Source organism: Type-F symbiont of Plautia stali (genome assembly GCF_059731105.1).
The window spans coordinates 3,841,797-3,865,846 of record NZ_AP035909.1 but is presented as its reverse complement, the minus strand read 5'-3'; the positions used below and the strand labels follow the sequence as shown (position 1 = coordinate 3,865,846).

24 protein-coding genes are annotated in these 24,050 nt (G+C 56.4%); 10 read left to right on the top strand and 14 right to left on the bottom strand.

Translation table 11 applies throughout. From position 1 onward, the window contains the following. Positions 1 to 181 precede the first annotated feature (181 nt). The 6 genes from AC6I7A_RS18455 to AC6I7A_RS18430 form a co-directional block, all read right to left on the bottom strand. Positions 182 to 928 carry a glycerophosphodiester phosphodiesterase family protein gene (locus AC6I7A_RS18455; protein WP_498004099.1) on the bottom strand — a complete coding sequence of 249 codons (747 nt, stop codon included), beginning with the start codon at positions 926 to 928 and terminating at the stop codon, positions 182 to 184. A 37-nt stretch (positions 929 to 965) separates the two neighbouring features. Continuing rightward, entirely contained in the window at positions 966 to 2,069 is a 1,104-nt protein-coding gene (locus AC6I7A_RS18450) for an extracellular solute-binding protein (RefSeq protein ID WP_058956934.1), read from the bottom strand. A 31-nt stretch (positions 2,070 to 2,100) separates the two neighbouring features. Continuing rightward, positions 2,101 to 2,937: an ABC transporter permease gene (locus tag AC6I7A_RS18445; protein ID WP_058956935.1), complete on the bottom strand. Its 837-nt coding sequence runs from the start codon at positions 2,935 to 2,937 to the stop codon at positions 2,101 to 2,103. Continuing rightward, complete coding sequence (locus AC6I7A_RS18440) at positions 2,937 to 3,803, bottom strand: ABC transporter permease (RefSeq protein ID WP_058956936.1); 867 nt, start codon at positions 3,801 to 3,803, stop codon at positions 2,937 to 2,939. The genes AC6I7A_RS18445 and AC6I7A_RS18440 overlap by 1 nt, the downstream gene beginning before the upstream one ends. Further along, positions 3,800 to 4,900: an ABC transporter ATP-binding protein gene (locus tag AC6I7A_RS18435; RefSeq protein ID WP_058956937.1), complete on the bottom strand. Its 1,101-nt coding sequence runs from the start codon at positions 4,898 to 4,900 to the stop codon at positions 3,800 to 3,802. The genes AC6I7A_RS18440 and AC6I7A_RS18435 overlap by 4 nt, the downstream gene beginning before the upstream one ends. 282 nt (positions 4,901 to 5,182) lie before the next feature. Then, on the bottom strand, positions 5,183 to 5,956 hold the full coding sequence (locus AC6I7A_RS18430) for an inositol monophosphatase family protein (RefSeq protein ID WP_058956938.1): 774 nt from the start codon (positions 5,954 to 5,956) through the stop codon (positions 5,183 to 5,185). 297 nt (positions 5,957 to 6,253) lie between these two features. Here AC6I7A_RS18430 and AC6I7A_RS18425 point away from each other — a divergent pair, with 297 nt between their 5' ends. After that, complete coding sequence (locus tag AC6I7A_RS18425; protein WP_046100819.1) at positions 6,254 to 7,384, top strand: ROK family transcriptional regulator; 1,131 nt, start codon at positions 6,254 to 6,256, stop codon at positions 7,382 to 7,384. A 62-nt stretch (positions 7,385 to 7,446) separates the two neighbouring features. On the opposite strand, the gene gorA is transcribed toward AC6I7A_RS18425, so the two are convergent. After that, positions 7,447 to 8,799: a glutathione-disulfide reductase gene (gorA, locus tag AC6I7A_RS18420; RefSeq protein ID WP_009087879.1), complete on the bottom strand. Its 1,353-nt coding sequence runs from the start codon at positions 8,797 to 8,799 to the stop codon at positions 7,447 to 7,449. 127 nt (positions 8,800 to 8,926) lie between these two features. Here gorA and rnz point away from each other — a divergent pair, with 127 nt between their 5' ends. Then, complete coding sequence (rnz, locus tag AC6I7A_RS18415; RefSeq protein WP_058956939.1) at positions 8,927 to 9,838, top strand: ribonuclease Z; 912 nt, start codon at positions 8,927 to 8,929, stop codon at positions 9,836 to 9,838. Here the strand turns inward: rnz and AC6I7A_RS18410 are convergent. Together AC6I7A_RS18410 and AC6I7A_RS18405 are read right to left on the bottom strand one after the other, a co-directional pair. Continuing rightward, positions 9,835 to 10,653 (bottom strand): CPBP family intramembrane glutamic endopeptidase, encoded by an 819-nt coding sequence (locus AC6I7A_RS18410; protein WP_058956940.1) that lies wholly within the window; start codon positions 10,651 to 10,653, stop codon positions 9,835 to 9,837. The genes rnz and AC6I7A_RS18410 overlap by 4 nt on opposite strands. A 14-nt stretch (positions 10,654 to 10,667) precedes the next feature. After that, positions 10,668 to 11,510 carry a 23S rRNA (adenine(2030)-N(6))-methyltransferase RlmJ gene (locus AC6I7A_RS18405; RefSeq protein ID WP_009087873.1) on the bottom strand — a complete coding sequence of 281 codons (843 nt, stop codon included), beginning with the start codon at positions 11,508 to 11,510 and terminating at the stop codon, positions 10,668 to 10,670. 112 nt (positions 11,511 to 11,622) lie between these two features. Between AC6I7A_RS18405 and AC6I7A_RS18400 the strand changes: the two genes are divergently transcribed. The 3 genes from AC6I7A_RS18400 to rsmJ are packed head-to-tail and all read left to right on the top strand — an operon-like array spanning position 11,623 to position 14,620. Next, positions 11,623 to 11,805: a hypothetical protein gene (locus tag AC6I7A_RS18400; RefSeq protein WP_058956941.1), complete on the top strand. Its 183-nt coding sequence runs from the start codon at positions 11,623 to 11,625 to the stop codon at positions 11,803 to 11,805. Positions 11,806 to 11,816: 11 nt separating this feature from the next. After that, the gene (gene prlC / locus AC6I7A_RS18395) at positions 11,817 to 13,859 is read left to right on the top strand and encodes an oligopeptidase A (protein WP_058956942.1); all 2,043 of its coding nucleotides are present in this window, start codon (positions 11,817 to 11,819) and stop codon (positions 13,857 to 13,859) included. 8 nt (positions 13,860 to 13,867) lie between these two features. After that, a complete protein-coding gene (gene rsmJ, locus AC6I7A_RS18390; RefSeq protein ID WP_058956943.1) occupies positions 13,868 to 14,620 on the top strand; it encodes a 16S rRNA (guanine(1516)-N(2))-methyltransferase RsmJ in 753 nt (250 codons plus the stop codon). A gap of 120 nt (positions 14,621 to 14,740) precedes the next feature. Here rsmJ and AC6I7A_RS18385 read toward each other — a convergent pair whose 3' ends face one another. Further along, positions 14,741 to 14,983 carry a hypothetical protein gene (locus AC6I7A_RS18385; RefSeq protein WP_058956944.1) on the bottom strand — a complete coding sequence of 81 codons (243 nt, stop codon included), beginning with the start codon at positions 14,981 to 14,983 and terminating at the stop codon, positions 14,741 to 14,743. A 305-nt stretch (positions 14,984 to 15,288) separates the two neighbouring features. Continuing rightward, the gene (gene uspA / locus AC6I7A_RS18380) at positions 15,289 to 15,726 is read right to left on the bottom strand and encodes a universal stress protein UspA (RefSeq protein ID WP_009087866.1); all 438 of its coding nucleotides are present in this window, start codon (positions 15,724 to 15,726) and stop codon (positions 15,289 to 15,291) included. Between the two features lie 413 nt (positions 15,727 to 16,139). Here uspA and uspB point away from each other — a divergent pair, with 413 nt between their 5' ends. Continuing rightward, positions 16,140 to 16,475, top strand: coding sequence for a universal stress protein UspB (uspB, locus tag AC6I7A_RS18375; protein ID WP_009087864.1), 336 nt, complete (start codon positions 16,140 to 16,142; stop codon positions 16,473 to 16,475). A 35-nt stretch (positions 16,476 to 16,510) separates the two neighbouring features. Here the strand turns inward: uspB and pitA are convergent, their stop codons facing one another. Continuing rightward, positions 16,511 to 18,013, bottom strand: coding sequence for an inorganic phosphate transporter PitA (gene pitA, locus AC6I7A_RS18370; RefSeq protein WP_146239924.1), 1,503 nt, complete (start codon positions 18,011 to 18,013; stop codon positions 16,511 to 16,513). 243 nt (positions 18,014 to 18,256) lie between these two features. Between pitA and AC6I7A_RS18365 the strand changes: the two genes are divergently transcribed. After that, on the top strand, positions 18,257 to 19,441 hold the full coding sequence (locus AC6I7A_RS18365; RefSeq protein ID WP_072215474.1) for a BaiN/RdsA family NAD(P)/FAD-dependent oxidoreductase: 1,185 nt from the start codon (positions 18,257 to 18,259) through the stop codon (positions 19,439 to 19,441). A 7-nt stretch (positions 19,442 to 19,448) separates the two neighbouring features. On the opposite strand, the gene AC6I7A_RS18360 is transcribed toward AC6I7A_RS18365, so the two are convergent. Beyond that, positions 19,449 to 20,435, bottom strand: coding sequence for an aldo/keto reductase (locus tag AC6I7A_RS18360; RefSeq protein WP_058956945.1), 987 nt, complete (start codon positions 20,433 to 20,435; stop codon positions 19,449 to 19,451). Between the two features lie 293 nt (positions 20,436 to 20,728). Here AC6I7A_RS18360 and AC6I7A_RS18355 point away from each other — a divergent pair, with 293 nt between their 5' ends. The 3 genes from AC6I7A_RS18355 to AC6I7A_RS18345 all read left to right on the top strand — a co-directional run bounded on the left by AC6I7A_RS18355 (position 20,729) and on the right by AC6I7A_RS18345 (position 22,616). Further along, positions 20,729 to 20,926 carry a hypothetical protein gene (locus AC6I7A_RS18355; protein ID WP_058956946.1) on the top strand — a complete coding sequence of 66 codons (198 nt, stop codon included), beginning with the start codon at positions 20,729 to 20,731 and terminating at the stop codon, positions 20,924 to 20,926. A gap of 1 nt (position 20,927) precedes the next feature. Continuing rightward, positions 20,928 to 21,755 (top strand): hypothetical protein, encoded by an 828-nt coding sequence (locus tag AC6I7A_RS18350; RefSeq protein WP_058956947.1) that lies wholly within the window; start codon positions 20,928 to 20,930, stop codon positions 21,753 to 21,755. 183 nt (positions 21,756 to 21,938) lie between these two features. Then, a complete protein-coding gene (locus AC6I7A_RS18345; RefSeq protein ID WP_058956948.1) occupies positions 21,939 to 22,616 on the top strand; it encodes an SDR family oxidoreductase in 678 nt (225 codons plus the stop codon). A 15-nt stretch (positions 22,617 to 22,631) separates the two neighbouring features. Here AC6I7A_RS18345 and AC6I7A_RS18340 read toward each other — a convergent pair whose 3' ends face one another. Further along, positions 22,632 to 24,020 (bottom strand): sugar porter family MFS transporter, encoded by a 1,389-nt coding sequence (locus tag AC6I7A_RS18340; protein WP_046100768.1) that lies wholly within the window; start codon positions 24,018 to 24,020, stop codon positions 22,632 to 22,634. Positions 24,021 to 24,050: the final 30 nt, after the last annotated feature.

Sequence of the window (24,050 nt, the reverse complement as noted above, 5' to 3'; positions counted from 1 at the left end):
GTTAACTTAAGCATGAGGAGGTGACCGCTCAGAGCGGCATTTATTTCACTATGACTTTCGTCTTCCAGAATGGCTAAATAATAAAGGCGTTATAGCGGCCATAAAGGTTATGGCCATTTTTATAATGAATTTCCCTGGTGTTACGGGTTTATGGCTGAGAACGTCCTGAACAATTTTTTATTCAGAATGCTAAGTCGGGGATATCGCTTAATACCGTTTGCGCACCCGCATCAATATATTTTCTGGCAAGAACCGGGTCATTGATCGTGGCAATCGCAAATTCAATACCTGAACGAGCCAGTCGCGTCAGGTCTTCGTCCGTCGCGAAGTCACCCAGGAAATGCAGGATCTGGCAACCCGTTCTGGCGAGGAGCGCCTCGGGGTCTTTGGGCGGGACGCAAACTGCCAGGCCGCGCGGGACGTCAGGCATAAGCTGTGCGGCAACCTGCAGCGAAATCTCCGAGAAGCTGCTGATAAAGAGCTTCTTCTCATCTGCAGGCCACAGTGACTTCAGCTGAGCGATAGCAATCTCCGCCGTTTCCACTTCCTGTCCGGAGGTGGGTTTGATCTCCAGTTGCAGCCCGACGCCTTTATCCAGAACAAACGCCACTGTTTCAGCCAGCGTCGGCACTTTTACGCCTCTGAAAAGGTGGCCATAACACACGCCCGCCTCCAGCGATCGGATCTCATCCAGGGTTAAGTTCGCCACATAGCCTTTGCCATTTGTGGTCCGGTCCACGGAATCGTCATGAATGATGACCGGGTGTCTGTCTTTGGTGAGTTTGACATCCACCTCTATCCACGTCGCTCCGCGTTCAACAGCCGCCTGAAACGAAGGCAGCGTGTTTTCCGGTGCCAGCAGCGGTGCTCCCCGATGGGCAATCAGGCGTGAATTCACTACGCGTGCAGGGGTTTTTTTTGTCGACATTCCTGGCTTTACCTTCTGTTAGGGTTTTATCGCAGGTCTACCTGAGCAAAACCTGGTTAGAGAATTCGGTTCTGACTTCATCACCCAGCGGTTTAGGCATGAACTGGGTGCCATGAACGCGCTCTTTGCTGTCGATCAGCCCGGCATCACGATTCACTTCTCTGTTCTGCGGCGTAATGCCATAAACCTGCTGGAATAGCCGCTGGGTGCTGGGCAGCGTCAGCCAGTGGATAAACAGCAACGCTGCCGCTTTATGGGGGGCATTTTGCGGTATCGCCACCATATTTCCGCCGCCGGGCATGCCGAAATCGGGGACATAGAGCCGGATGGTTTTCGGGACTTCACCGTGGTTTTCTAATCCCACCAGGTAATCTTCCCAGGCGGGAACCAGCAGGAATTCACCGCTGACCAGTCGGGTGACGCTGTCGGCGTTGGAGGCCGTAATGATGTAGTTGGGACGCTGCTGTCTGAACCAGTTCCAGGCGGGCTGCAGAGCCGTCAGGCTTTTTACATCCGCGTCGCCTTTGGTGAAATCAAAACCCGGCACCTGCGTGCGCGCCACCGATTCAATAAAGGCCGGGCCGGAACCGCCGTTTTCAACGTTGAAGCCAAATTCCTGAGGATGAGCCTGCAGGAAGGCCGTGAGCTGCGGCAGGGTTCGCGGCAACTCACTTTCTTTCAGGCGGCGCGAATCGTAGGCCAGACCGGTCTGGTTGCCCCAGAATGCCACGCCATAGCCTTTACTGTCCGTTCCCTCAATGGTGTAGTTCAGGGTTTTGCCTTCCGGCAGCAGTCTGTTAATCGGGCCAAAAAACGTCTGCTCAGGCGAGACGGTTCCGAATGCGCCCCCGCCAATCGAAAACAGATCCATATCGCCCATTTCCCGTCCCCGGTCAGCCATGAGCTTATTAATGTTGCCCTGAAGTGTGCCTTCAGACAGGGTAACGTTAATACCGTACTGTTTTTCAAACAGGCTGACCTGCTCTTTTAACCGATCCTGGTAATACCATTGATACCAGGTCAGTTTCCCCTCCTTTTTCGCCTGTCCGACAATCTGTTCCCAGTTCATTGTGTTTAAATCCTGAGCCGGGCTACAGAAAGCCCCGGCCAGCAATAATATTGCAGCAGCGAGTCTGAACATATTTTTCCCCAATAACGCGTATTAAAGAGTGTCAGCCTTTTCCCGCAAAGGAGGCGACAGGATTTTTTGTCAGTAATTTTTCTGCAATCAACATTAAAATGACATTCGGTACAACCAGCATTAAAGAAATGACCGCCGCATTGGGTCGGATAAAGTTATAACCCAGATAAGAATAGAGAATGGCAGGGACGGTAATAAAATCGGGTGAGCCCACAATAAAACTTATGGCGAACTCCTCTATGGATAACGTAAAGACAATAATTAATGCGGCAAATATTCCTGGTCTGAGGGTGGGCAGGCAGGCCACTAAAAACCGGTTCATCGCCGAAGCGCCCATATCTCGTGCCGCATCGAGCGTGTCCTGGCGTATCTGCGAAAACGACAGGGTCAGAATGCGCACGGCATAAGGCATCAGGATAATCATATGCCCCAGCAAAATGCCGCCAAACCGGCTGTGAATGCCCACTACGTTGAGCAACATGGAAAAAAACAGCGCGACGACAAAGCCCGGAACGATAAGCGGCAATAAGATCGCATTCTGTAGAAGGTTTTTGCCCGTAAACGACATTCTGCCAAATGCCCACGCGGCAGGCAGAGACAACATCAGCGTGCAGACGGAGACGGCTGCCGCCAGTAAATAGCTGTTCCTGAGCGCCTGCGGTAACGCGGTCGTGGTCCAGACCTCCACCCAGCGTCCCAGTGAGAGAACCGGCGGCAGGGCATCTGGCCATGCCCACGGATGGGTTTTATCGACCAGGGACCACAGCACGGTCAGCATAAAGGGAATAACCAGCCACAGCATAAACAGGGCGGTGATAAGGGTCATCATGACGATACGCAGCGGGGATAAGGTCGCTCTGGCTCTCATTATCTCTGTTCTCCGGCTTGTTGCAGCCACTTCGCCAGGGCGGCAAGCACGACTGCACCGACAAAAGCCGCCAGCATTAAAATCACCGCGACAACGGCCGCAAGATTCCAGCCCTGTGCGCTGATTTCAGGAAAGCGCAGCATGTATTGCGAAAGAGAGAACACGCTGGTTGGCCCCGCAACGACCTGGAAGGAAAAGTCACCCAGGGCGCCGATGAAGATCAGCACCAGCGATACCTGAACGGATCTGACAGATAAGGGCAGGATGATCTGTAACAACCGGGCACGCTTGCCGGCACCTAAATCCCGCGCGGCATTGAAAATTTCATCGCCAATCGCGCGCAGGCTGCCGGTCATGATCAGCAGCGCATAGGGAAGCTGTTTCCAGACCTGCAAAATAATCACGCCAATGCCCCAGCGGTCATTCTGCATTCTGATGGGGTGAGAGAGGATCCCCAGCCGGACCAGGCCCAGGTTAATAAAGCCCTGCCAGGAAATCAGGTTAATAAACAGCAGCGCAGCCACCAGCCCGTGTACCATCAGCGGGGCTTTGAGTAAGCCGCTCATCAGCATTGAGCCGGGGAAAGGCTTTCTCAGCCAGAGTGCCAGCGGAAGCGCCAGGGCAACGGACAGCACCGCACTGATCACCCCGATTCTGAGCGAGTAGCCTGTCGCGCGCCACAGCTGGCTGTCATTCAGAATGGTTTGCCAGTAATGAAGCGTAAAGCGCGCCGGGGCGCCAAAATTAAACAGGCCAACGGACTGCGCCAGTGCCATGATCACAATCAGCACCAGCGTGATGACGACCGGCGCGACCGCAGGCAGGACCAGCAACCAGCAGAGCCTGTTCCGGGTGCGCGTTTTCATGAATAGCTTTCCCGTAAAAAGCGGATCTTGTCTGGCGGAAGAGAGAAATTAACGTTGTCCCCTTCGCGGATGGCGCTTTTACCGACCAGCTGGATGCACCACTGATATTCCGTTTCTTCATGGCCCAGCGGATGAACCTGGAGTTCAGAAAGGTTGCCCAGAAAACTCACCGCGCCGATCTCAAAGGCCCGCGTATTTTTCCCGGCACGCTGTTCGCTGAGTACGGCATCCTCAGGGCGCCAGAAGGTATAGACCTCGTCCGATACGGGCGGTACAGGGCTATGGATTTCCATTTCGCCCAGTACGCACGCAATGCGATAAATACCGGTGCTGCTGTCGCTCTCCAGTACGCGGGCTTTCATGACGTTAGCCTGACCGACGAAACCGGCGACAAAGCGGTTTACCGGGGAATAGTAGATCTCATCCGGCGTTCCGGTTTGCTCAATCTTTCCGGCATTCATGACCACCACAATGTCAGACATCGACAAGGCTTCTGCACGGTCGTGGGTAACATAAATGGCGGTAAACCCATGGACGCGCTGAAGCTGTCTGATCTCCAGTCGTACCTTGTCGCGTAATCTGGCATCCAGATTTGACAATGGCTCATCAAACAACACGATTTCCGGACGCACGGCCAGCGCTCTGGCCAGTGCTACACGCTGCTGCTGACCGCCGGATAACTGCGCTGGCAGTTTAGACAAATGCGCATTCAGCGAAACCTGTGCGGCGGTCTGCGCGACGCGAACATGAATGTCTGTTTTTTCCATCTTCCGTTGCCTGAGGCCGAACCCGATATTTTCAGCAACGGAGAGGTGAGGAAACAGCGCATAGGACTGGAAGCACATCGCCGTATCGCGATGTTCAGGTTTGACATGATGCATGTCCTGCTGGTGTATCAGGACGTTGCCACTATCAAGCGTGTAGAAGCCGGCAATAACTTTAAGCAGCGTGGTTTTGCCACAGCCAGAGGGGCCAAGCAGGGAAACAAATTGCCCTTTTCTGGCCTGCAGTGAAATGCCGTTCAGCGCGACAAAATCGTCGAACGTCAGCATGGCATTGTGAATTTCTAGCGTGTTCACGTTGAGCGGCTCCGTCATAGAGTGCCAGGGACTTTTTAATTAATGCGAGGCGCATAATAATTTGGCGTATCGGAGTTAAGCAATTTCAGGCGGGTTAAGAATTTATTAACTTTTTAAAACCTATATATAACAGTTTCGTAGGTGTTTACTTTAGAATCGTACGTTTAACACGCTAACCATTTTCATGCGTTGTAATTAATATTCGGGGCAGAGGGCCGGGTGAACATGCATAGTGGGCAGGACAGCGGGGGCACGCTGTCCTGAAATGCCGTGATGAGGTAAGCCGGAGGCAAGGCGTGGTCAGGCGGGCGTAAAACGCGGGTAAGGGATAAACCGGGCGGAGAGGCGATTCATTTCGGCCGTCCCGACACTAACATGTGTTCTGCTCTTTTCCTCTGAACCGGCAAGATGCGCATCCAGTCCCGCTGCTTTACAGAGCGCATAACCCGCAGAAACGTCCCACATGCTGCTAAAACATTCCTGATAACCGTCGACGTAACCCAGCACGCTAAAGCTTAAACCTGCGGTGGTACAGCGATAGCGCACCACATTCCAGCCGTCGTCCCGATACGCCTTTTCAATACAGAGCTGATGGGTGAAATCCCATGATGGACTGTCGCCAATCGCCACGGTTTTCAGCGCTTCGGCGTCCACAGGACGTTGAAAGGGCTCGCCATTCAGATAAAGCCCTGTCTCCTTGCCGCCGCTCAGCATGAGGTTTAAAGCCGGATGGACGATCACGCCCATCACCGGCTCGCCATCGATCACATAGCCAACAGAAATCCCCCACAGGGATGAGCCGCGCAGGAAGTGACTCGTACCATCAATCGGACCAACAGACCAGTAGCTGGCGCCGGGCTCACCACCATGCTCTTCCCCGATAATGGCATCCTGTGGGAAGTGATGTTCCAGGCGCTGCCGAATCAGATTTTCCACTTCCCGATTGGCTTCACTGAAGAGATCCTGCGGCCTTTTTTCGCCGATCTCTGACTCACTTAGCCGTCTGAAATAGTCCAGAGCCAAAAGCGAGGCCTCCTGCGCGATGCGTTCAGCAACCTTTAAGCGCGTTTCCATTGTTCACCTGATGCACAAAAAAAGTGTGAATGAAGGCAGAGCCCTGTGCACGGTGAAAGTGCCAGTCCGTACATAAGGCACGTTTTTAATATCATGCTCATTGCATGATATTGAAGTCTCCCCTCGTAATGTTTCACTATTATGACGCTTTTATGATCGTGTAAGGCAGGGCAGCAGAAGCTGAATATCGGCACATTTAACGAAAATGCCAGGGCAGGGTCTTTAACTATTCGCTATGCATAAAATCATGCTAGGTTGTTAACAGAAGGCATGATTAAACAGGGTGAGGAGAACGCTGTGGTTTATGGATATTCCGCTGGTCATGAAGTCGAACTTAATCGCAGTGAAAAACTCATTCTTGAGCTTGTCCGCCGCAACGATGGCATTTCCCGCTCCTCGCTGGTTTCGCAAACCATTCTGAATCAGTCATCTGTTCACCGCATTGTTGATACGCTGACCGAAAACGGCTTTCTCAGCCTGGGGGAATCGCCATCCCAGGGAAGAGGCAAGCCCAGCCCGTCGTTATCCCTCAATGCGAACGCGCGTTATGGTTACGGCATCTCGATTAATTCAGACAGCGTGGCCGCCAGCCTGATTAATTTCCGGGGCGGCATTACAGAATACTGCGTACTGGATACGCACCCGCGCGATCCTGCCCGGACCTTACTGAATATCAGACATCACTATCTGGATACCTTAAAACAATATGGTATTTCGCCAGAAAAAGTCTGTGGGGTGGGATACAGCATGGCGGGCTTTCTTTATGAATCACGAAAGTATTTCAATCCGCCTGAACCTTTAAAAGCGTGGATGGGCATCGATCTGCATCGTGAAATTACCATGTTATTTGATCGACCGGTATGGATTGAAAATAACGCCACAACGGCGGCGCACGCTGAAGCCTTTTTAGGCGCCGGGCTGAAATATGATACGTTTGGCTATCTCTCTTTTAATTATGGTTTTGGCGGTGGCATCGTGATTAACGGCAAACCGTTCCAGGGGGCATTCGGGAATGCGGGGGAGATCAGCCGTATTTTTACGCCGGAAGAGGGCAAGCTACGCCCGGCCCTCGGGATCCTGATCGATCGGTTACGTGATGGCGGTATTGAAATCAAAGATATACGCGATCTCAATGATAAATTCGATCCGGCCTGGCCGATTGCGCAACAGTGGGTAGAAGACGTAACGCCAAATCTGCATCGGGCAATGGATGCCATGAATGCGGTGATTGATCCCGGCGCCATCATATTAGGGGGTGAAATTCCCCGTCAGCTGGGCGAGATGTTTTTAGCCATGCCGCGCACGAGCTCGGGTGAACGCTGGGGCATTTCTGCGGAATATCCGGATATTCTGCTCAGCGCCATTGAGGGGGACAGCTCGGCACTGGGTGCGGCATTAACGCCGTTGCGGGAAACCTATTTTAATTAAAGCCGCTACCCGCAGAGCAATGTGTCAGCGGGTAACGGTCAGTCATGCGCAGGGGGAGATTGCTAGCGCATGGTCACAAACTCTTCCGCTGCGGTCGGGTGGATCGCCACGGTGTTGTCGAAGTCTTTCTTCGTCGCACCCATTTTCAGCGCCACGGCGAAGCCCTGCAGCATCTCATCCATGCCGAATCCGATACCGTGAATCCCGACAATCTTCTCATCGGCACCCACACAGACCAGCTTCATGCGGCACGGCTGACGATGCTGCGTCACGGCGGTGTACATCGCCGTAAACGACGATTTGTAGACCTTCACCTGATCGTCGCCATACTGTTCACGCGCCTGCGGCTCTGTCAGACCGACGGTGCCAATCGGCGGATGGCTGAACACCACGGTCGGAACATTGCTGTAGTCGAGATGCTCGTCCGGCTTGTTGTTAAACAGGCGCTCAGAGAGGCGACGGCCCGCTGCCACCGCTACCGGGGTCAGTTCAACCGCACCGGTGTTATCACCCACGGCGTAAACGCCTGACACATTGGTGTTCTGGAACTTATCGACGCGGATGTAGCCTTTCTCATCCAGCGCCACGCCCGCGGCCTGAATATTGAGATTGTCCGTTTCAGGCTCACGGCCAATCGCCCAGACCAGGCAGTCCACGGTGTAGTCGCTGCCGTTTTCCAGCTGCAGCGTCAGGCTGCCATCTTCGTTTTTAATCACGGCTTTCGGAACGGCTTCGGTATGCAGCATCGGCCCTTCGCTGTTCATCACTTCTACCAGCGTCTCGCTGAGCAGGGGATCAAAGCTGCGCAGCGGGGCGTGTTTACGCACGAACAGATGGGTTTCCGATCCCAGCGCATTCACCACACCGGCCAGCTCCACCGCGATGTAGCCCGCACCGATCACCGCGGTGCGCTTTGGCAGGGCGTCGAGTTCGAAGAAGCCGTCAGAATCAATACCGTACTCCGCACCCGGAATCGAAGGATGAACCGGGCGGCCGCCCGTGGCGATCAGAATATGGCTGGCTGTGATAATCTCGCCGTTGACTTCCACGCTGTGCGCATCGACAAACCGGGCAAAGCCTTTGATCACTTCGACTTTGTTTTTACCCAGCACGTTGTCATAGGAGTTGTGGATACGGTCGATATAGGCGCTGCGGTTTTTGACCAGCGTGGCCCAGTCGAAACGATTCACGGTGGTGTCGAAGCCATAATCCGGCCCGTACAGATGGATAGCTTCGGCGATTTGCGCGGCGTGCCACATGATTTTCTTCGGCACACAACCTACGTTCACGCAGGTGCCGCCCAGCTCTTTGGCTTCAATCAGGGCACATTTCTGGCCATACATGGCCGCACGGTTAATTGAAGCGATGCCGCCGCTGCCGCCGCCAATGGCGAGATAGTCGAAATGTCGGGTCATTGAAGTATCCATCCGGTTGCATAAAAATTTGGGGTTGAGTGTAACGCTGTCGGTCGAAATGACGCAAAGATTGCGCCTATGATTGTAATAGGGTTCTGTTTTTTCATCGCTTTCAGGGAAGCATACTATGCACCTTACTTTTCTCGGCACCGGCGGCGGTGCGCCCAGCCTGCAACGCAACGTCACCGCCATCGCCTTCACCCGCGCACTGAGCGGGGAAACCTGGCTGTTCGACTGCGGCGAGGGCACGCAGTTACAGTTTATGCGCTCCAGCCTGAAACCGGGCAAGCTGGATAAGATTTTTATCACCCATCTGCATGGCGACCATATTTTTGGTCTGCCGGGGCTGCTCACCAGCCGCTCAATGGCCGGGTTAACCACCCCGATGACGGTCTATGGCCCGAAAGGCTTAAAGACCTTTGTTGAAACGGCGCTGGCGATCAGCGGCTCCTACACCGACTATCCGCTGAACATTGTTGAGATTGAGGCGGGCTGGACGCTGGATGATGGCGAGTTCCGGATCAGTGCCTGGCCGCTGAACCATCCGGTTGCGTGTTTTGGTTATCGCATTGAGCAGCACGACAAACCCGGCCTGCTGGATGCCGCGCGGCTGAAAGCGGAAGGGGTTCCGCGCGGGCCATGGTTTCAGCAGCTGAAACAGGGGGAATGCGTGACGCTGGAAGATGGGCGGGTGGTCAATGGCGCGGATTATCTCGGCCCGTCGACGCCGGGCAAAAAGCTGGCCATCTTTGGCGATACGGCGCCGACCGATGTCGCGTTGCAGCTGGCGGCGGATGTTGACCTGATGGTGCATGAAACTACGCTGGAGGCGGCGATGGAGGAGAAAGCCAACGGACGCGGACATTCTACTACCCTGCAGGCGGCCGACGTGGCGAAGCGCGCCGGAGCCAAACGGCTGATCGCCACTCACTTCAGCTCCCGCTATCTGGCAAAGGATATGAGCCGCCTGCTGGCCGAGTGCCAGACGATTTTCCCCCGCACCGAGCTGGCGAGCGACCTGGCGGTCTTCACCGTTTAGTGTTGCAGCGCGGGATAGGTGAACAGCAGAAGATGGGTAAGATTCAGGGCAAAGTGCAGGAGGGTCGCCAGCCATAAGCGGCCGCTCCAGTGCCACGCCAGACCGTACAATCCTCCCGCCAGGGTGGCAAAAATCACCAGCAGCACGCCGCCGGGGGCGTGCACCAGCCCGAACAGCAGCGCGCTGAGCAGCAGCGCGGGCATCCCCCCCAGCGCCTCTCTCAGCCGCTGTTGCAGATAACCCCGGAACAGCGCCTCTTCGGCCAGCGAAACAAAGAAGAGATTCGCCAGCACAAACGCCCCCAGCCACGGCGGAAAGTGGGGCTCAATCGCCAGGCCGCCCGGCAGCACGGCGCTACCGAGCAGCAGCGGAACCGCGGCGATTAACGCCAGCGCACTGAGCCAGCGAAAGCGCGGCGGGTGGGCAGGGGCGCGGAAGAGGGTGGGCAGCGCGGCCAGCAGCACAAAGGGAACCAGGGCTTTATCGAAGTTAAAGGAAAAACTGAAAGGCACGCTCTGCGCGCCAGCACGCACCTCATCCACCTGGCGGGGATTATCAAAGCCGGGGAACAGATGGAGAAATAACCCCACGGCAATCACTACCAGCAGGGCTTCGCTGAGGCGGTGCCGCCGGGAAGGGGCCGGATGCCAGAGACACAGCGCGGCCAGCACCCCGGTGCCGGCCAGCAGCGGCAGCACCGGCCACGTCAGAACATGCTGATAGAACCCCACTCCGACGGCGAACGCTAACAGCAGGAGAGCCAGCCGTCGGGCGGGTTGCAACGCGGCCAGCGCACCGGCCAGCAGGAGCCACATCAGGCCGGACGCACTTATTCAGGTACGATCTGGTTCACGACCGCGTGGCCGGTTCCGGCGGGCACCAGCTTCTGATGCAGCCACGGCAGCAGGGTTTCCATCTGTTGCGCCAGCTTCCACGGCGGGTTAATCACGATCATGCCGGAAGCGGTCATGCCGCGCTGATCGCTGTCAGGACGGGTCGCCAGTTCAATCTGCAGGATATTGCGGATACCGGTGGCTTCCAGATCGCGCAGCATGTGTTTGATCTGCTGACGTAACACCACCGGATACCACAGCGCAAAAACGCCGGTGCTGAAACGCTTATGGCCTTCCTGAATGCCTTTCACCACCGCCTGATAATCGCTTTTCATCTCGTACGGCGGGTCGATCAGCACCAGACCACGACGCGACAGCGGGGGCAGCTTCGCTTTCAGCTGCTGATAGCCGTCGGCACGATCGACGCGCGCGCGCTTATCTTTGCTGAACTCGTTACGCAGCAGCGGGTAGTCGCTGGAGTGCAGTTCCGTAAGCTGCAGTTTGTCATCTTCACGCAGCAGGTGACGGGCAATCAGCGGCGAGCCGGGATAGTAGCGCAGCGTGCCACTGCGGTTCAGCGCAGCAATCGCATCAAAGTAGGGCTGCAGCAGTTCAGGCGCATCGGGCTGCTGCCAGATGCGGGAGATGCCTTCCAGATATTCGCCGGTGCGCTCGGCGTGTTCACCGCTGAGCTGATAGCGGCCCGCGCCTGCGTGGGTATCCAGGTAGAAAAACGGTTTCTCTTTCTCTTTCAGCGCCGTAATGATCAGACTCAGCACGGTGTGCTTCAGTACGTCGGCGTGGTTGCCAGCATGGAAGCTATGGCGATAACTCAGCATTGTTTATCCTGTTGAATGTATAAGGTTTTAATCGATGGGAAATCAATTTGTACCAATTATTACCTCACGTATTACCCACAGAACGACGCACAGCACCCGACGCAGGAAAAGCATGAGAATCCGCGATTATATCAGGGATGGGCGGGCGATGTGCCAGAAGCGTGACAACAAATCGGGGCGCGCCATCCGGCGGTTTCTTCCTCACCTCATCCTGCCTGCCATTGATTTTCGCTACACTAAGCCGCATGTTATTGAGATTGCGTTGCGCGACCCGCTGCGCCCCATACATCCATAAAGGACTGCGCTATGACCAATCCGCTACTGACATCTTTTACGCTTCCCCCTTTTTCTGCCATCCAGCCTGAACATGTGGTGCCTGCCGTGACTGAAGTGCTCAGTCAGTGTCGCGCAGAAGTTGAAAAGGTCGTGGCGCACGGCGCGCCTTACACCTGGGATAACCTGGTTCAGCCGCTGGCTGAAACGGATGACCGCCTGAGCCGTATCTTCTCGCCGGTCAGCCATCTCAATGCCGTGAAGAACAGCCCGGAGCTGCGCGAAGCCTATGAGCAGACGCTGCCGCTGCTGTCGGAATACAGCACCTGGGTGGGTCAGCATGAGGGACTGTATCAGGCGTATCGCGACCTGAAAGAGGGCGATCAATACGCGACCCTGGATCTGGCGCAGAAAAAAGCGGTAGATAACGCCCTGCGCGATTTTGAGCTTTCCGGTATCGGTCTGCCGAAAGAGAAGCAGCAGCGCTATGGCGAAATCGCCGCGCGCCTCTCCGAGCTGGGCTCGGCGTACAGCAACAACGTGCTGGATGCCACCATGGGCTGGAGCAAACTGATCACCGACGAAAGTGAGCTGGCCGGTATGCCAGAAAGTGCGCTGGCGGCGGCGAAAGCGCAGGCCGAAGCCAAAGAGCAGGAGGGCTGGCTGCTGACGCTGGATATCCCAAGCTATCTGCCGGTGATGACTTACTGCGACAACGCGGCGCTGCGTGAAGAGATGTATCGCGCCTATGCGACTCGCGCCTCCGATCAGGGGCCAAACGCCGGTAAATGGGATAACGGCCCGATCATGGCGGAAGAGCTGGCGCTGCGTCACGAGCTGGCACAGCTGCTGGGCTTTGACTCTTACGCCGACAAATCGCTGGCGACCAAAATGGCCCAGAGCCCGTCTCAGGTGATCGACTTCCTGAATGACCTGGCCGAACGCGCCCGTCCGCAGGGGGAAAAAGAGCTGGAGCAGCTGCGCGCCTTCGCGAAAAAAGAGCATGGCGTTGAAGAGCTGAATCCGTGGGATCTCACCTATTACGGGGAAAAGCAGAAGCAGCATCTCTATACCATCAGTGATGAGCAGCTGCGCCCATACTTCCCGGAAGCGCGTGCGGTCGCTGGCCTGTTTGAAGTGGTCAAACGCATCTACGGCATCAGTGCGAAGCAGCGTAACGACGTTGAGGTCTATCATCCTGACGTGAAGTTCTACGATCTGTTCGACGAAACCGGCGAACTGCGCGGCAGCTTCTATCTCGACCTCTATGCCCGCGAACACAAACGTGGCGGCGCCTGGATGGATGACTGCGTGGGTCAGATGCGTAAAGCCGATGGCACCCTGCAGAAGCCGGTCGCCTATCTGACCTGTAACTTTAACCGTCCGGTGAAGGGGAAACCTGCGCTCTTCACCCATGACGAAGTGATTACCCTGTTCCATGAGTTCGGTCACGGTCTGCACCACATGCTGACCCGCATCGAAGCGCCTGGCGTGTCCGGTATCAGCGGTGTGCCATGGGATGCGGTCGAACTGCCAAGCCAGTTTATGGAAAACTGGTGCTGGAAGCCGGATGCGCTGGCGTTTATCTCCGGACACTATGAGACCGGCGAACCGCTGCCAAAAGCCCTGCTGGATAAAATGCTGGCGGCGAAGAACTATCAGGCCGCGCTGTTTATCCTGCGTCAGCTGGAGTTCGGCCTGTTCGATTTCCGTCTGCATACCGAATTCAACCCGGAAAAAGGCGCGCAGATTCTGGAAACCCTGCGTGAAGTGAAAAGCCGCGTGGCGGTGGTGCCGGGACCGGAATGGGGCCGTTTTCCGCACGCCTTCAGCCACATTTTTGCGGGCGGCTATGCGGCAGGTTACTACAGCTATCTGTGGGCGGACGTGCTGGCGGCGGATGCCTATTCCCGTTTTGAAGAGGAGGGGATCTTCAACCGCGAAACCGGCCAGTCGTTCCTGGATAACATCCTGACGCGCGGCGGTTCGGAAGAGCCAATGGAGCTGTTTAAGCGCTTCCGTGGCCGTGAGCCGCAGCTCGATGCGATGCTGGAACATTACGGCATTCAGGGATAAGTCGGTTCGTGAAAATCTGTTTGCTCGATGAATCAGGCGCCGGAGACGGCGCCTTGTCACGTTTAGCGCAGCGCTGGCAGCTGGAGCAGGATGACACCGCGCTGCTGGCGCTGGTGCAGACCGCAACCCATCTTGAACTGCGAAAGCGGGATGAGCCAAAGCTGGGCGGTATTTTTGTTGATTTCGTCACCGGCGCCATGGCCCACCGCCGTCGTTTCGGCGGAGGACGCGGTGAAGCCGTCGCCAAAGCGGTCGGCATCAAAGGCAGTTATCTGCCGGATGTGGTTGATGCGACCGCCGGTCTGGGACGCGATGCGTTTGTGCTGGCAGCGCTGGGCTGCCGGGTACGGATGCTGGAGCGCCATCCGGTGGTGGCAGCACTGCTGGAAGATGGTCTGCAGCGTGGCTATCAGGATGCGGAAATCGGTCCCTGGCTGCGCGAGCGGCTGACGCTGATTCATGCGGCCAGTGCCCAGGCACTGGGTGATATCACGCCACCACCTGACGTCGTTTATCTCGATCCGATGTATCCCCATCGCCAGAAAAGTGCGCTGGTGAAAAAAGAGATGCGGGTCTTTCAGTCGCTGGTGGGGCCGGATGAGGATGCGGATGCGTTACTGGAGCCTGCCCGCCGGCTGGCAAGAAAACGCATTGTGGTAAAACGGCCAGACTATGCGCCGCCGCTGGCGGGTGTGATTACGCAGGCCGCCGTGGTGACTAAAAGTCATCGCTTTGATATTTATCCCCCGCTTAGCGAATAACGCATGTCAGCGCGAGTGGCTGTTTCGTTTTCTGTTTTTGCTTAAAGAGCATGCCTGATAACGTTTCAGGCATGCTTCAGCCTCTCCTGTTTGCGCTATCGTACAAACAGGGTAAATAAATCAGGCCGATATTGTCGTCAGGAAGCCGGAAAAGGCGGTCAGAAAGCTTTTGGCCACGTTCAGGCCGAGGGCTCTGAAGGTCAGACTCAGTCGCTCTCCGAATGTGGTGCTTTCCTTCAGCGACGTCAGGGTGCTGTCCAGTAAGCCCGAAACGTCCGTCAGTGCGCTGTTCACGTCACCCAGAAATTCAGGCAGGCCAGCACCGCTTACCGCCGCAATTTCTTTCTCGTTAATTTCTCTCATTGTTAATGTCCTTATTGATTAAATAGATCAGATTATCTTTTTCCTGCTCTCTCTGATGTAAACAGATCGGAGAGCAGGCGAAAGATAGCGAATGGGAAAAAGGTTGCCCATAGTAAAATTGTGATAAACAGCGCGCTGCATGTAATAAAACGATTCGCATTAGCGAATCAATAATTCATTAATGTAACGCCGGTTTTAATATGATCTTCAGATAAGCGAAATGAAGCGGATAAATGCGGGGGCCGGGCCGAACCTGAAAGAGACGACAGAGAAAAGCCGGCTGACGCCGGCTTTCAGAAAAGGATTTATTCGTCGTCGGCATCGCGCAGCGGCACAATCAGCATATCGATATGCACCGTGTTAATCAGCTGACGGGCCGAAGACATCAGCTTGCTCCAGAAATCCTGATGATGACCGCAGACCACCAGGTCGACGTCATACTTCTTAATGGCATCGACCAGAACCTGACCCAGGTCGCCGCTGCCGCTCAGCGTTTCACTGATCGGATAACCGGCCGCCTCTGATAACCCTTTCAGGGCAGTGTGCGTCTCTTCCGAGATACGCTTCTGCATATCCCCCAGGTTAACGTCGATCAGACCGGTGTAAAGGTCGGAGTAGTTCACGTCGACGTGAATCAGGGAAATGCGGGCATCGTACGGGCGAGCCAGCGAAACGGCCTTATCCACCAGTAACTGACTTTCGGGGGAAAGGTCTACTGCAATCAGGATATGTTTATAAGCCATGATAAAACTCCTTTCGCGAGATTAAGGATGGCATCCGGTGTTCCTGCCGCGTCACAGCTGAGCGAAATCCCTTGCGCGAGCGGGCGATGAGCGCCACCAAAGTGTCTGCCTGCGTTGCAGGTGATGTAGTTATGCCCTGAGTATAGTCTTCTCTCACCGTAAATGCTGTGGTTGCCGTCTGGCTTGTGAATAAGATCAAGGCTGTGCCGGATTTACTCGCGCTGAACGAAAATCATCGTTGGAAAAAACGTAAAGATTTCTCCTACACTGAAAAAAGGCGGTCCGATTCGCAGCCGCTCAGGGGGTCGAAAACTTTCGCAGTCCGGTGATTCAGTGGCTGGTGATGACGGCAGGTTTGCTCAGGGATTTATCGCTGGGTCAGCGACTGCGCCGCCAGTCGGGAGGGGGAGAATATGATCAGCACGGTTGCGCTTTTCTGGGCGCTTTGTGTGGTATGCATCGTGAATATGGCGCGCTATTTTTCATCTCTGCGCGCACTGCTGGCGGTATTACGGGGGTGCGATCCACTGCTCTATCAGTATGTCGACGGCGCGGGCTTTTTTACCTCTCATGGTCAGCCGAGCAAGCAGGTGAGGCTGGTAACCTATATCTGGGCTAAGCGCTATCTCGACCATCATGACGATGAGTTTATCCGGCGCTGCGAGCGGGTGCGGGGGCAGTTTATTCTGACCAGCGCGCTGTGCGGACTGGTCATTATCAGCCTGGTGGCGCTGGCGATCTGGCATTAAAAAAGGGCGACCGGAGTCGCCCTTTTTAGCTGGCATTACACCAGTTTTAACGCAATCCAGTAGAGCGAACCTGACAGCACAATACAGACCGGCAGGGTGAAGACCCACGCCATCGCGATGTTCTTGATGGTCCGGCTCTGCAATCCGCCACCGTCAACCAGCATGGTACCGGCAACGGATGAGGAGAGGATGTGCGTGGTCGAAACCGGCATACCGGTGTAGCTGGCGACGCCAATCGACAGCGCGGCCGTCACCTGAGCTGACATGCCCTGCGCATAGGTCATGCCTTTTTTACCGATTTTTTCACCAATGGTGGTGGCGACACGACGCCAGCCAATCATGGTGCCGGTGCCCAGCGCCAGCGCCACAGCCATAATGATCCAGACCGGCGCATACTCGATGGTGCCGAGCAGGTCGCTTTTCAGCTTACCGAGGAAGCGTTTGTCATCGGGCGTGGTCTCCGGCAGTTTCGCCGCCTTGTCAGCAGTGTCGGAGATGCAGAGCAGCAGACGACGCATCTGACCGCGCTGTTCAACCGTCAGCTGATCGTAGCTCTGCAGGTTATTCAGCAGTCCCTGAGCACGCTGAACCGCCTGCAGCGCGCGGGCGCTGTCACAGTGGAACTCCTGCGGGCTGGTGGCCGGCACTTCTTCCGGTGTCGGCAGTTTTGGCGGTGCCATCTGGATGATATGCGTCAGCGAGGCGCTATGCTGCTGATAATATTGCTCCAGGTGATTGACCGCATCGCGGGTGCGCGTGATGTCGTAACCGGAGGCATTCATGTTGACCACGAACCCCGCCGGAGCCACACCAATCAGGACCAGCATGATCAGACCAATGCCTTTCTGGCCGTCGTTTGCCCCGTGCGAGTAGCTGACACCGATTGCCGATACAATCAGGGCAATACGGGTCCAGAACGGCGGCTTCTTCTTGCCGTCGATCTTCTCACGGTCAGCAGGCGTCATATGAATACGCGCACGCTTTTTGGTGCTGCTCCAGTAGCGGCGCAGAATAAAGATTAAGCCACCCGCAATCACCAGGCCGATGATCGGCGACAGGATCAGAGAAAGGAAGATATTCAGCACTTTCGGGATGTTGAGGGCATCAACGACCGAGGTGCCGCTCATCAGGGCGTTGGTCAGACCGATACCGATAATGGCGCCGATCAGCGTATGGGAGCTGGAGGCCGGCAGACCGAGATACCAGGTGCCGAGGTTCCAGATAATCGCCGCCAGCAGCATAGAAAACACCATGGCGAGACCGTGTGCCGATCCCACATTTAACAGCAGGTCGGTGGGAAGCATATGAACAATAGCGTAAGCGACACTCAATCCACCGAGCAGCACGCCAAGGAAGTTGAATACGCCTGCCATGACCACAGCAAGCTGGGCACGCATGGCACGGGTATAGATGACCGTCGCAACCGCGTTGGCCGTGTCGTGGAAACCGTTGATCGCTTCGTAAAACAATACAAACAGCAGGGCAAGAACCAATAACAGACTCGTACTGAGGTCTAGACCAGCAAACAGATGTAGCATAAACGTTACGCCATTTTTGGAGGACATGAACGCGGCGCATTATCCGCGACAACGTGCTGTATGGGAAAGGAAAATATAGCCCTAATTTGACCTTTCGTTGTAAGCCTGACGCGTAAGTCAGCGAAAAAGGGTTAGATATTAAGCAGATACATTATGACACATTTACGGCAATTTTTTGACGCTGGCGTCTCAGTGAGCAGATCACTACAATCTGCGCCTTTCCTGTTATATGAGTGAGCTGCAGTGGAACAGTTTGACGTTATCATCATTGGTGCCGGGGCCGCAGGCCTGTTCTGTGCCGCCCAGGCCGGACAGCGGGGACGCCGCGTATTACTGCTGGATAATGGCAAGAAGCCGGGCCGCAAAATTCTGATGTCTGGCGGCGGGCGCTGCAACTTTACCAATCTCTACACAGAACCGGCGGCTTATCTGTCGCACAATCCCCACTTCTGCAAGTCGGCGCTGGCCAGATATACCCAGTGGGATTTCATCGATCTGGTTAATCGCCACGGCATCGCCTGGCACGAGAAAACCCTGGGCCAGCTCTTCTGCGACGACTCTGCGCAGCAGATCGTCGATCTGCTGATGGCCGAGTGTGACAGGGGCAATGTCACTCTGCGGCTGCGCAGTGAAGTGCTCAGCGTCACGCGCGATGAGCGCGGTTATACGCTGCAACTCAACGGCAGCACGGTGCAGGCTGAAAAGCTGGTGATCGCCAGCGGCGGCCTGTCGATGCCGGGTCTGGGTGCCTCGCCGTTTGGCTACAAAATTGCGGAGCAGTTCGGGCTGAGCGTCTTCCCGACGCGGGCCGCACTGGTGCCCTTTACCCTGCATAAACCGTTGCTGGAGCAGTTGCAGACGCTCTCTGGCGTCGCGCTGGACACCACCATCGATGCCGAGGATGGTACCCGCTTTAAAGAGGCGATGCTCTTCACCCATCGCGGGCTATCCGGCCCGGCGGTGTTGCAGATCTCCAGCTACTGGCAGCCGGGTGAGTTCGTGACGGTCGATCTGTCGCCCGCCACCCCGCTGGCATCGTTTCTGACGGCACAGCGCGACGCCCATCCTAACCTCAGCCTGAAAAACAGTCTGGCCAAAATCCTGCCGAAACGGCTGGTGGAAGTGCTGCAGGCGCTGAACGTGGTGCCGGATGTCACGCTGAAGCAGCTCAACAGCCGACAGCAAACGGAACTGGCGCAGACCCTGCACGCCTGGCGCATCCAGCCAAACGGCACCGAGGGGTACCGCACCGCCGAAGTGACGCTGGGCGGCGTGGACACCACGCAGCTCTCCTCAAAAACCATGGAGGCGCGCGCGGTGCCGGGACTCTACTTTATTGGTGAAGTGGCGGACGTGACCGGCTGGCTGGGGGGATATAACTTCCAGTGGGCCTGGAGTTCCGCCTGGGCCTGCGCCCAGGCGTTGTAACGCCCGTTTACCAGCGCTGATGCACGTGGGGCGCGATCTTCTCCTGATAGAGCTGCTTCAGCGCCGCCATCGTTTCCGCAGAGAGCGCGTTAACGCCGCTGGCACGCGCATTCGCTTCCGCCTGCTGGCGATTTTTCGCACCGGGAATGACCACGCTGACATCGTCGTTCATCAGGATCCAGCGCAGCGCGAACAGGGCCATCGTGATGTCGCCCGGAACAAAGCGGCGTATCTCCTCAACCGCCTCCAGCGCCACCTCATAAGGCACGCCGGAAAAGGTCTCTCCTTTATCGAACGCTTCGCCATGACGGTTAAAGGTGCGGTGATCGTCAGCGGCAAACACGCTGTCGGCATGCATTTTGCCGGTCAGCAGGCCTGATGCCAGCGGCACACGGGCGATGATGGCCACATCTCGGCTTTTTGCCTCATGCAAAAGCCGTTCAGCCGGACGCTGGCGGAAAATGTTGTAAATCAGCTGAATGGACGCGACGTTGGGAAACTCCAGCGCCTTCAGACCCTCTTCGACTTTCTCAACGGATACGCCGTAGTGACGGATTTTTCCGGCGGCCACCATCTCATCCATCACCGCAAACACCTCCGGGCTGTAATAGACCTCGGTTGGCGGGCAGTGCAGCTGGACCAGATCCAGCGTGTCGGTTTGCAGATTATCCCGCGAGCGGTCAATGAAATCGTTGAGGTTTTTCGCATTGTAGCCTTCAGCCACATGGGGAGAGAGGCGCCGCCCCAGTTTGGTAGCCACGAAAGGGCGTTCGCCGCCGCGCTGTTTCAGCACTTCGGCAATGATTTTTTCGGAGCGGCCATCGCCATAGACGTCGGCGGTATCGATAAAGGTGACGCCCGCATCCAGCGCGGCATGCAGTGCGGCTCTGGCATCCTCTAGGCTGACCTCTCCCCAGGTTCCGCCGATAGCCCAGGCGCCAAAGCCAATTTCAGAGACGCGCTGACCGGTACGGCCCATTGTTCGTAGTTTCATGCAAACTTTCCTCGATGCGTTTCAGACAGGGTAAGAGTACGCGGATGACCCTTTAGCTTAGTCTTTCCTGGCCGGGAGAGAGAGCCGCGTCCCCGCAGCTCAATCCAACAGAACAGGAGGCGTCTGCGACGCCAGGCCGCTGGTAACGTTGAGGTTTTCAGGAAAAAATCGCCGGAAACAACGCCTTACCGCTTCGCTAATTAGCTGATTTTAAGAAATTTCCCCTGAAATTAATTGGGCGAGAGTGTGGATTCAGTCACATACTTCTTTTTTTGACTCACAAGTGGATCGCTATGTTCAGGTTTGTTAAGTCGGTCTTTGCCAGTCCCGAGAAATTTCTGCAGATCATGACCCGCCAGGATATCAACGACTCGATTGCCGAAGGTGAACGCATCATCATTGATGAGAACGGCAATATCTCGGTCAACACGCTGAGCGAGGAAGTCCACGAAGATTTTTCCCGCCATGTGAACGCGTTAAAGGGAGTCTGAGGTGGGTACCGCAATATTCATGGTCCTGATGGTGAGTGGTTACTGGTACACCAGCCGCGATCTCAACAGCCGTTTTAAAATCCGCCGCTCATCAGGCTGGGACGTCTATTTCCTGGTCGCGCTGTATGGCTGTATTTTTGTCCTGCAGGGGGTCTTTGCCACCGGCCTTGTCTGGCTGCTGCTGCTGGGCATCTCCGCGCTGGCAAATGCTGTTCAGGTCATACCGGGCGCCCATCTGAAGTGGCAGGTGGAGTTCATGAACTGGAGCTTTCTCGGCATCCAGGCTCCGGTCGTCATTATGCTGGCTTTCGCGATCCTGCTCTGTCTCTACCGCTCCAACTGGGCGGGCAGCGCACGGCTGAACGTTTCAGGCCGTAAAGATCTCTATCAGCGACTTTCCCGGTCTAATGGCGTGGAGCAACTGCTGTTTCAGTGCATGGAAGAGGGTGAACTGGCGTGGATCACGCTGAAGTCCCGCCGTATCTACATCGGCATGGTTCACGCCTCCACGTTCGAATATGAGAGCACCAAAAACATTGTGCTGATTCCGATGCTGAGCGGCTATCGCGACAGCAAGACGCTGAAGCTGGCGGTGGAGCACAACTACAGCAAATGGTATGCCGAGCATGACATCACCCTCAACTCGAAACCCAAAGATGCGATGTCGTTTCGTAAGGTGATCATGGTTGACCAGATTGAAAGCCTGTCACTGTTCGATCCGGCCAGCGCCACGGCGCTCTCAATGGGCCATCCCCAGGAAGTGGAGAAGAGCCAGGGGAATGAGAACGGCGACAGTCCGGATGATAAAAGCCGGGACACGCAGGGATAATCAAAACCCGCTCTTTTCCCTTCATCAGGCGCGCTCATCAGGCGCCTGAAACCTGCCTTCATCCCCTCTGCGAGCAGCGAAAAGTTACCTGACGTGCGGTGGCCCGGCGAAAAAGCACGGCGGGCCGCGCTCTGCGCCGATTTGCCGTTAAGCTTGTGATGAGACCACTAACGAGGAGTGAATATGGCTCAGCAAAATAAGGTACTGGTTATCGGCGCCTCACGCGGTATCGGCCTGGCGGTGGCGCAGGCGTTCGCCGGGCAGGGCTGGCAGGTTACGGCCACCCATCGCAGCGGCATCCCGGCGCAGGGCAACCGGCCCGAAATCCGCTGGCACGCGCTGGATATGACCCAGGCGTCAGCGGTGGAAGAGCTGGCTGGCCAGCTCACCGGTGAGGGGTTCGATGCCATTCTGATTAATGCCGGCATTTCCGGGCCGTCGCACCAGAGCCTGTCGCAGAGTGACGATCAGGAACTGGCGCAGCTCTTCCTGACCAATGCCATCGCGCCGGTACGCAGCGCAGAGAGATTACTGCCACTGCTGAAGCCGAGTGGTGTGCTGGCACTGACCTCCTCCCAGCTCGGCAGCCTGAATGAAAACCCGGATGCGCAGATGCCGATTTATGCTGCCAGCAAAGCGGCACTGAACATGTTAAGCCGCACCCTGACCGCTGCTGTGGACGCGCAGGGCGGAACGCTGCTGACGCTGCACCCCGGCTGGGTAAAAACCGACATGGGTGGCGAAAGCGCGCCCCTGACGGCAGAAGAGAGCGCGGAAGGTATTGTCCGGCAGCTGACCCACTGGCGCGGTCGTGGAGGACATCACTACGTCGATTACGCCGGCCAGTCATTGCAGTGGTAAGCCGCGTCGGGGCGGTTACGCCCCGATATCACGCAGCGCTTTGCCCTTCATCAGATTGCGTTCGATGTGCTCCAGCGTCACATGTTTGGTCTCCGGCACCAGCATCATCGTCAGCACGATAAACACCAGATTCAGCGCGCCGTAGAACCAGAAGGTGTTGGCATTCCCCAACTGATCGAGCAGGGTGAGGAAGGTTGCCCCTACAATCATATTGCCGACCCAGTTGGTGGTCGTGGAGGCAGTAATCCCGAAGTCGCGCCCTTTCAGCGGCTGGATCTCGGAACAGAGCAGCCAGACAACCGGACCGGCTGCCATCGCAAAGCCCACGATAAACATCAGCAGCATCGCCACCGCAAAATATTTGCGGAAGTCGGTCTCAACGCCGATGTGCAGCAGCGTGCCCAGCACCCCCATCCCCACGGCCATCACCAGAAAGCTGGTGGTAAGCATGGGTTTGCGGCCCCAGCGATCCACAAAGAAGATGGCAATCAGCGTCGCCAGCATGTTGACCAGCCCGACAATCACCGTGCCCCACATCTGCTCACTGGTGCTGGAGAACCCGGCGATGTTGAAGATTTTAGGGGCGTAATACATCACGACGTTCATGCCGGTAAATTGCTGCATCACCTGCAGCAGCATGCCGAGCCACACCGCGCGGCGGAAATTGCCATTCGAGCGGAACAGTGACCAGCCGCGCTGCTTCACCTGCAGGCTTTCCCGGATCTCCTCCAGCTCCTCTCGGGCCTGCTCGCTGCTGTTACGCAGCCGGTCCAGAACCCGCTGCGCCTCATTAAACCGACCGTGTGCCGCCAGCCAGCGCGGGCTATTGGGCAGAAACAGCACGCCGATAAACAGGATCACCGCCGGAATCGCGATGACCCCGAGCATGCCGCGCCAGTTACCGCTGTAGCTGAAAGCCGTGTCGGAGAGATAGGCCACCACGATGCCGGTGGTCAGCATCAGCTGATACATGGAGATCATTGAGCCGCGAATACGCTCAGGCGCAATCTCGGCCAGATAGAGTGGCGCGGTGTAGGAGGCGATGCCTACCGCCAGTCCCAGAATCACGCGCGCGCAGACCAGCGAGGTCACATCCGGTGAGAAGGCTGACCAGAGCGAGCCAATCACAAACAGCGTCGCGCCTGCCAGCATACTTTTCTTGCGTCCCAGCTTTGATGACATCCAGCCCGCCGCCAGCGCACCCAGCGCCGCGCCAAACATCATCGAACTGACCACCCACTCCTGCTGATGGTTGGTGATCTGCAAATCCTTCGCCAGAAACGGCAGGGCACCGGCGATGACGCCAATATCCAGGCCAAACAGCAGGCCGGACAGCGCAGCCATAAAACAGACGAACCAGGTAAAGCGGTTCTGCGTACTTCCCGATTTTTTTGCCGCGCCCATGCGAGTCTCCTTGCGGTAGTCCAGTGTCAA

Excerpts from the sequence above, each read along its gene's own strand:
- AC6I7A_RS18455 (WP_498004099.1), bottom strand. The coding sequence starts at position 928 with ATGTCGACAAAAAAAACCCCTGCACGCGTAGTGAATTCACGCCTGATT.
- AC6I7A_RS18450 (WP_058956934.1), bottom strand. The coding sequence starts at position 2,069 with ATGTTCAGACTCGCTGCTGCAATATTATTGCTGGCCGGGGCTTTCTGT.
- AC6I7A_RS18445 (WP_058956935.1), bottom strand. The coding sequence starts at position 2,937 with ATGAGAGCCAGAGCGACCTTATCCCCGCTGCGTATCGTCATGATGACC.
- AC6I7A_RS18440 (WP_058956936.1), bottom strand. The coding sequence starts at position 3,803 with ATGAAAACGCGCACCCGGAACAGGCTCTGCTGGTTGCTGGTCCTGCCT.
- AC6I7A_RS18435 (WP_058956937.1), bottom strand. The coding sequence starts at position 4,900 with ATGACGGAGCCGCTCAACGTGAACACGCTAGAAATTCACAATGCCATG.
- AC6I7A_RS18430 (WP_058956938.1), bottom strand. The coding sequence starts at position 5,956 with ATGGAAACGCGCTTAAAGGTTGCTGAACGCATCGCGCAGGAGGCCTCG.
- gorA (WP_009087879.1), bottom strand. The coding sequence starts at position 8,799 with ATGACCCGACATTTCGACTATCTCGCCATTGGCGGCGGCAGCGGCGGC.
- rnz (WP_058956939.1), top strand. The coding sequence starts at position 8,927 with ATGCACCTTACTTTTCTCGGCACCGGCGGCGGTGCGCCCAGCCTGCAA.
- AC6I7A_RS18410 (WP_058956940.1), bottom strand. The coding sequence starts at position 10,653 with ATGTGGCTCCTGCTGGCCGGTGCGCTGGCCGCGTTGCAACCCGCCCGA.
- AC6I7A_RS18405 (WP_009087873.1), bottom strand. The coding sequence starts at position 11,510 with ATGCTGAGTTATCGCCATAGCTTCCATGCTGGCAACCACGCCGACGTA.
- AC6I7A_RS18400 (WP_058956941.1), top strand. The coding sequence starts at position 11,623 with ATGAGAATCCGCGATTATATCAGGGATGGGCGGGCGATGTGCCAGAAG.
- prlC (WP_058956942.1), top strand. The coding sequence starts at position 11,817 with ATGACCAATCCGCTACTGACATCTTTTACGCTTCCCCCTTTTTCTGCC.
- AC6I7A_RS18385 (WP_058956944.1), bottom strand. The coding sequence starts at position 14,983 with ATGAGAGAAATTAACGAGAAAGAAATTGCGGCGGTAAGCGGTGCTGGC.
- uspA (WP_009087866.1), bottom strand. The coding sequence starts at position 15,726 with ATGGCTTATAAACATATCCTGATTGCAGTAGACCTTTCCCCCGAAAGT.
- uspB (WP_009087864.1), top strand. The coding sequence starts at position 16,140 with ATGATCAGCACGGTTGCGCTTTTCTGGGCGCTTTGTGTGGTATGCATC.
- pitA (WP_146239924.1), bottom strand. The coding sequence starts at position 18,013 with ATGCTACATCTGTTTGCTGGTCTAGACCTCAGTACGAGTCTGTTATTG.
- AC6I7A_RS18360 (WP_058956945.1), bottom strand. The coding sequence starts at position 20,435 with ATGAAACTACGAACAATGGGCCGTACCGGTCAGCGCGTCTCTGAAATT.
- AC6I7A_RS18355 (WP_058956946.1), top strand. The coding sequence starts at position 20,729 with ATGTTCAGGTTTGTTAAGTCGGTCTTTGCCAGTCCCGAGAAATTTCTG.
- AC6I7A_RS18345 (WP_058956948.1), top strand. The coding sequence starts at position 21,939 with ATGGCTCAGCAAAATAAGGTACTGGTTATCGGCGCCTCACGCGGTATC.
- AC6I7A_RS18340 (WP_046100768.1), bottom strand. The coding sequence starts at position 24,020 with ATGGGCGCGGCAAAAAAATCGGGAAGTACGCAGAACCGCTTTACCTGG.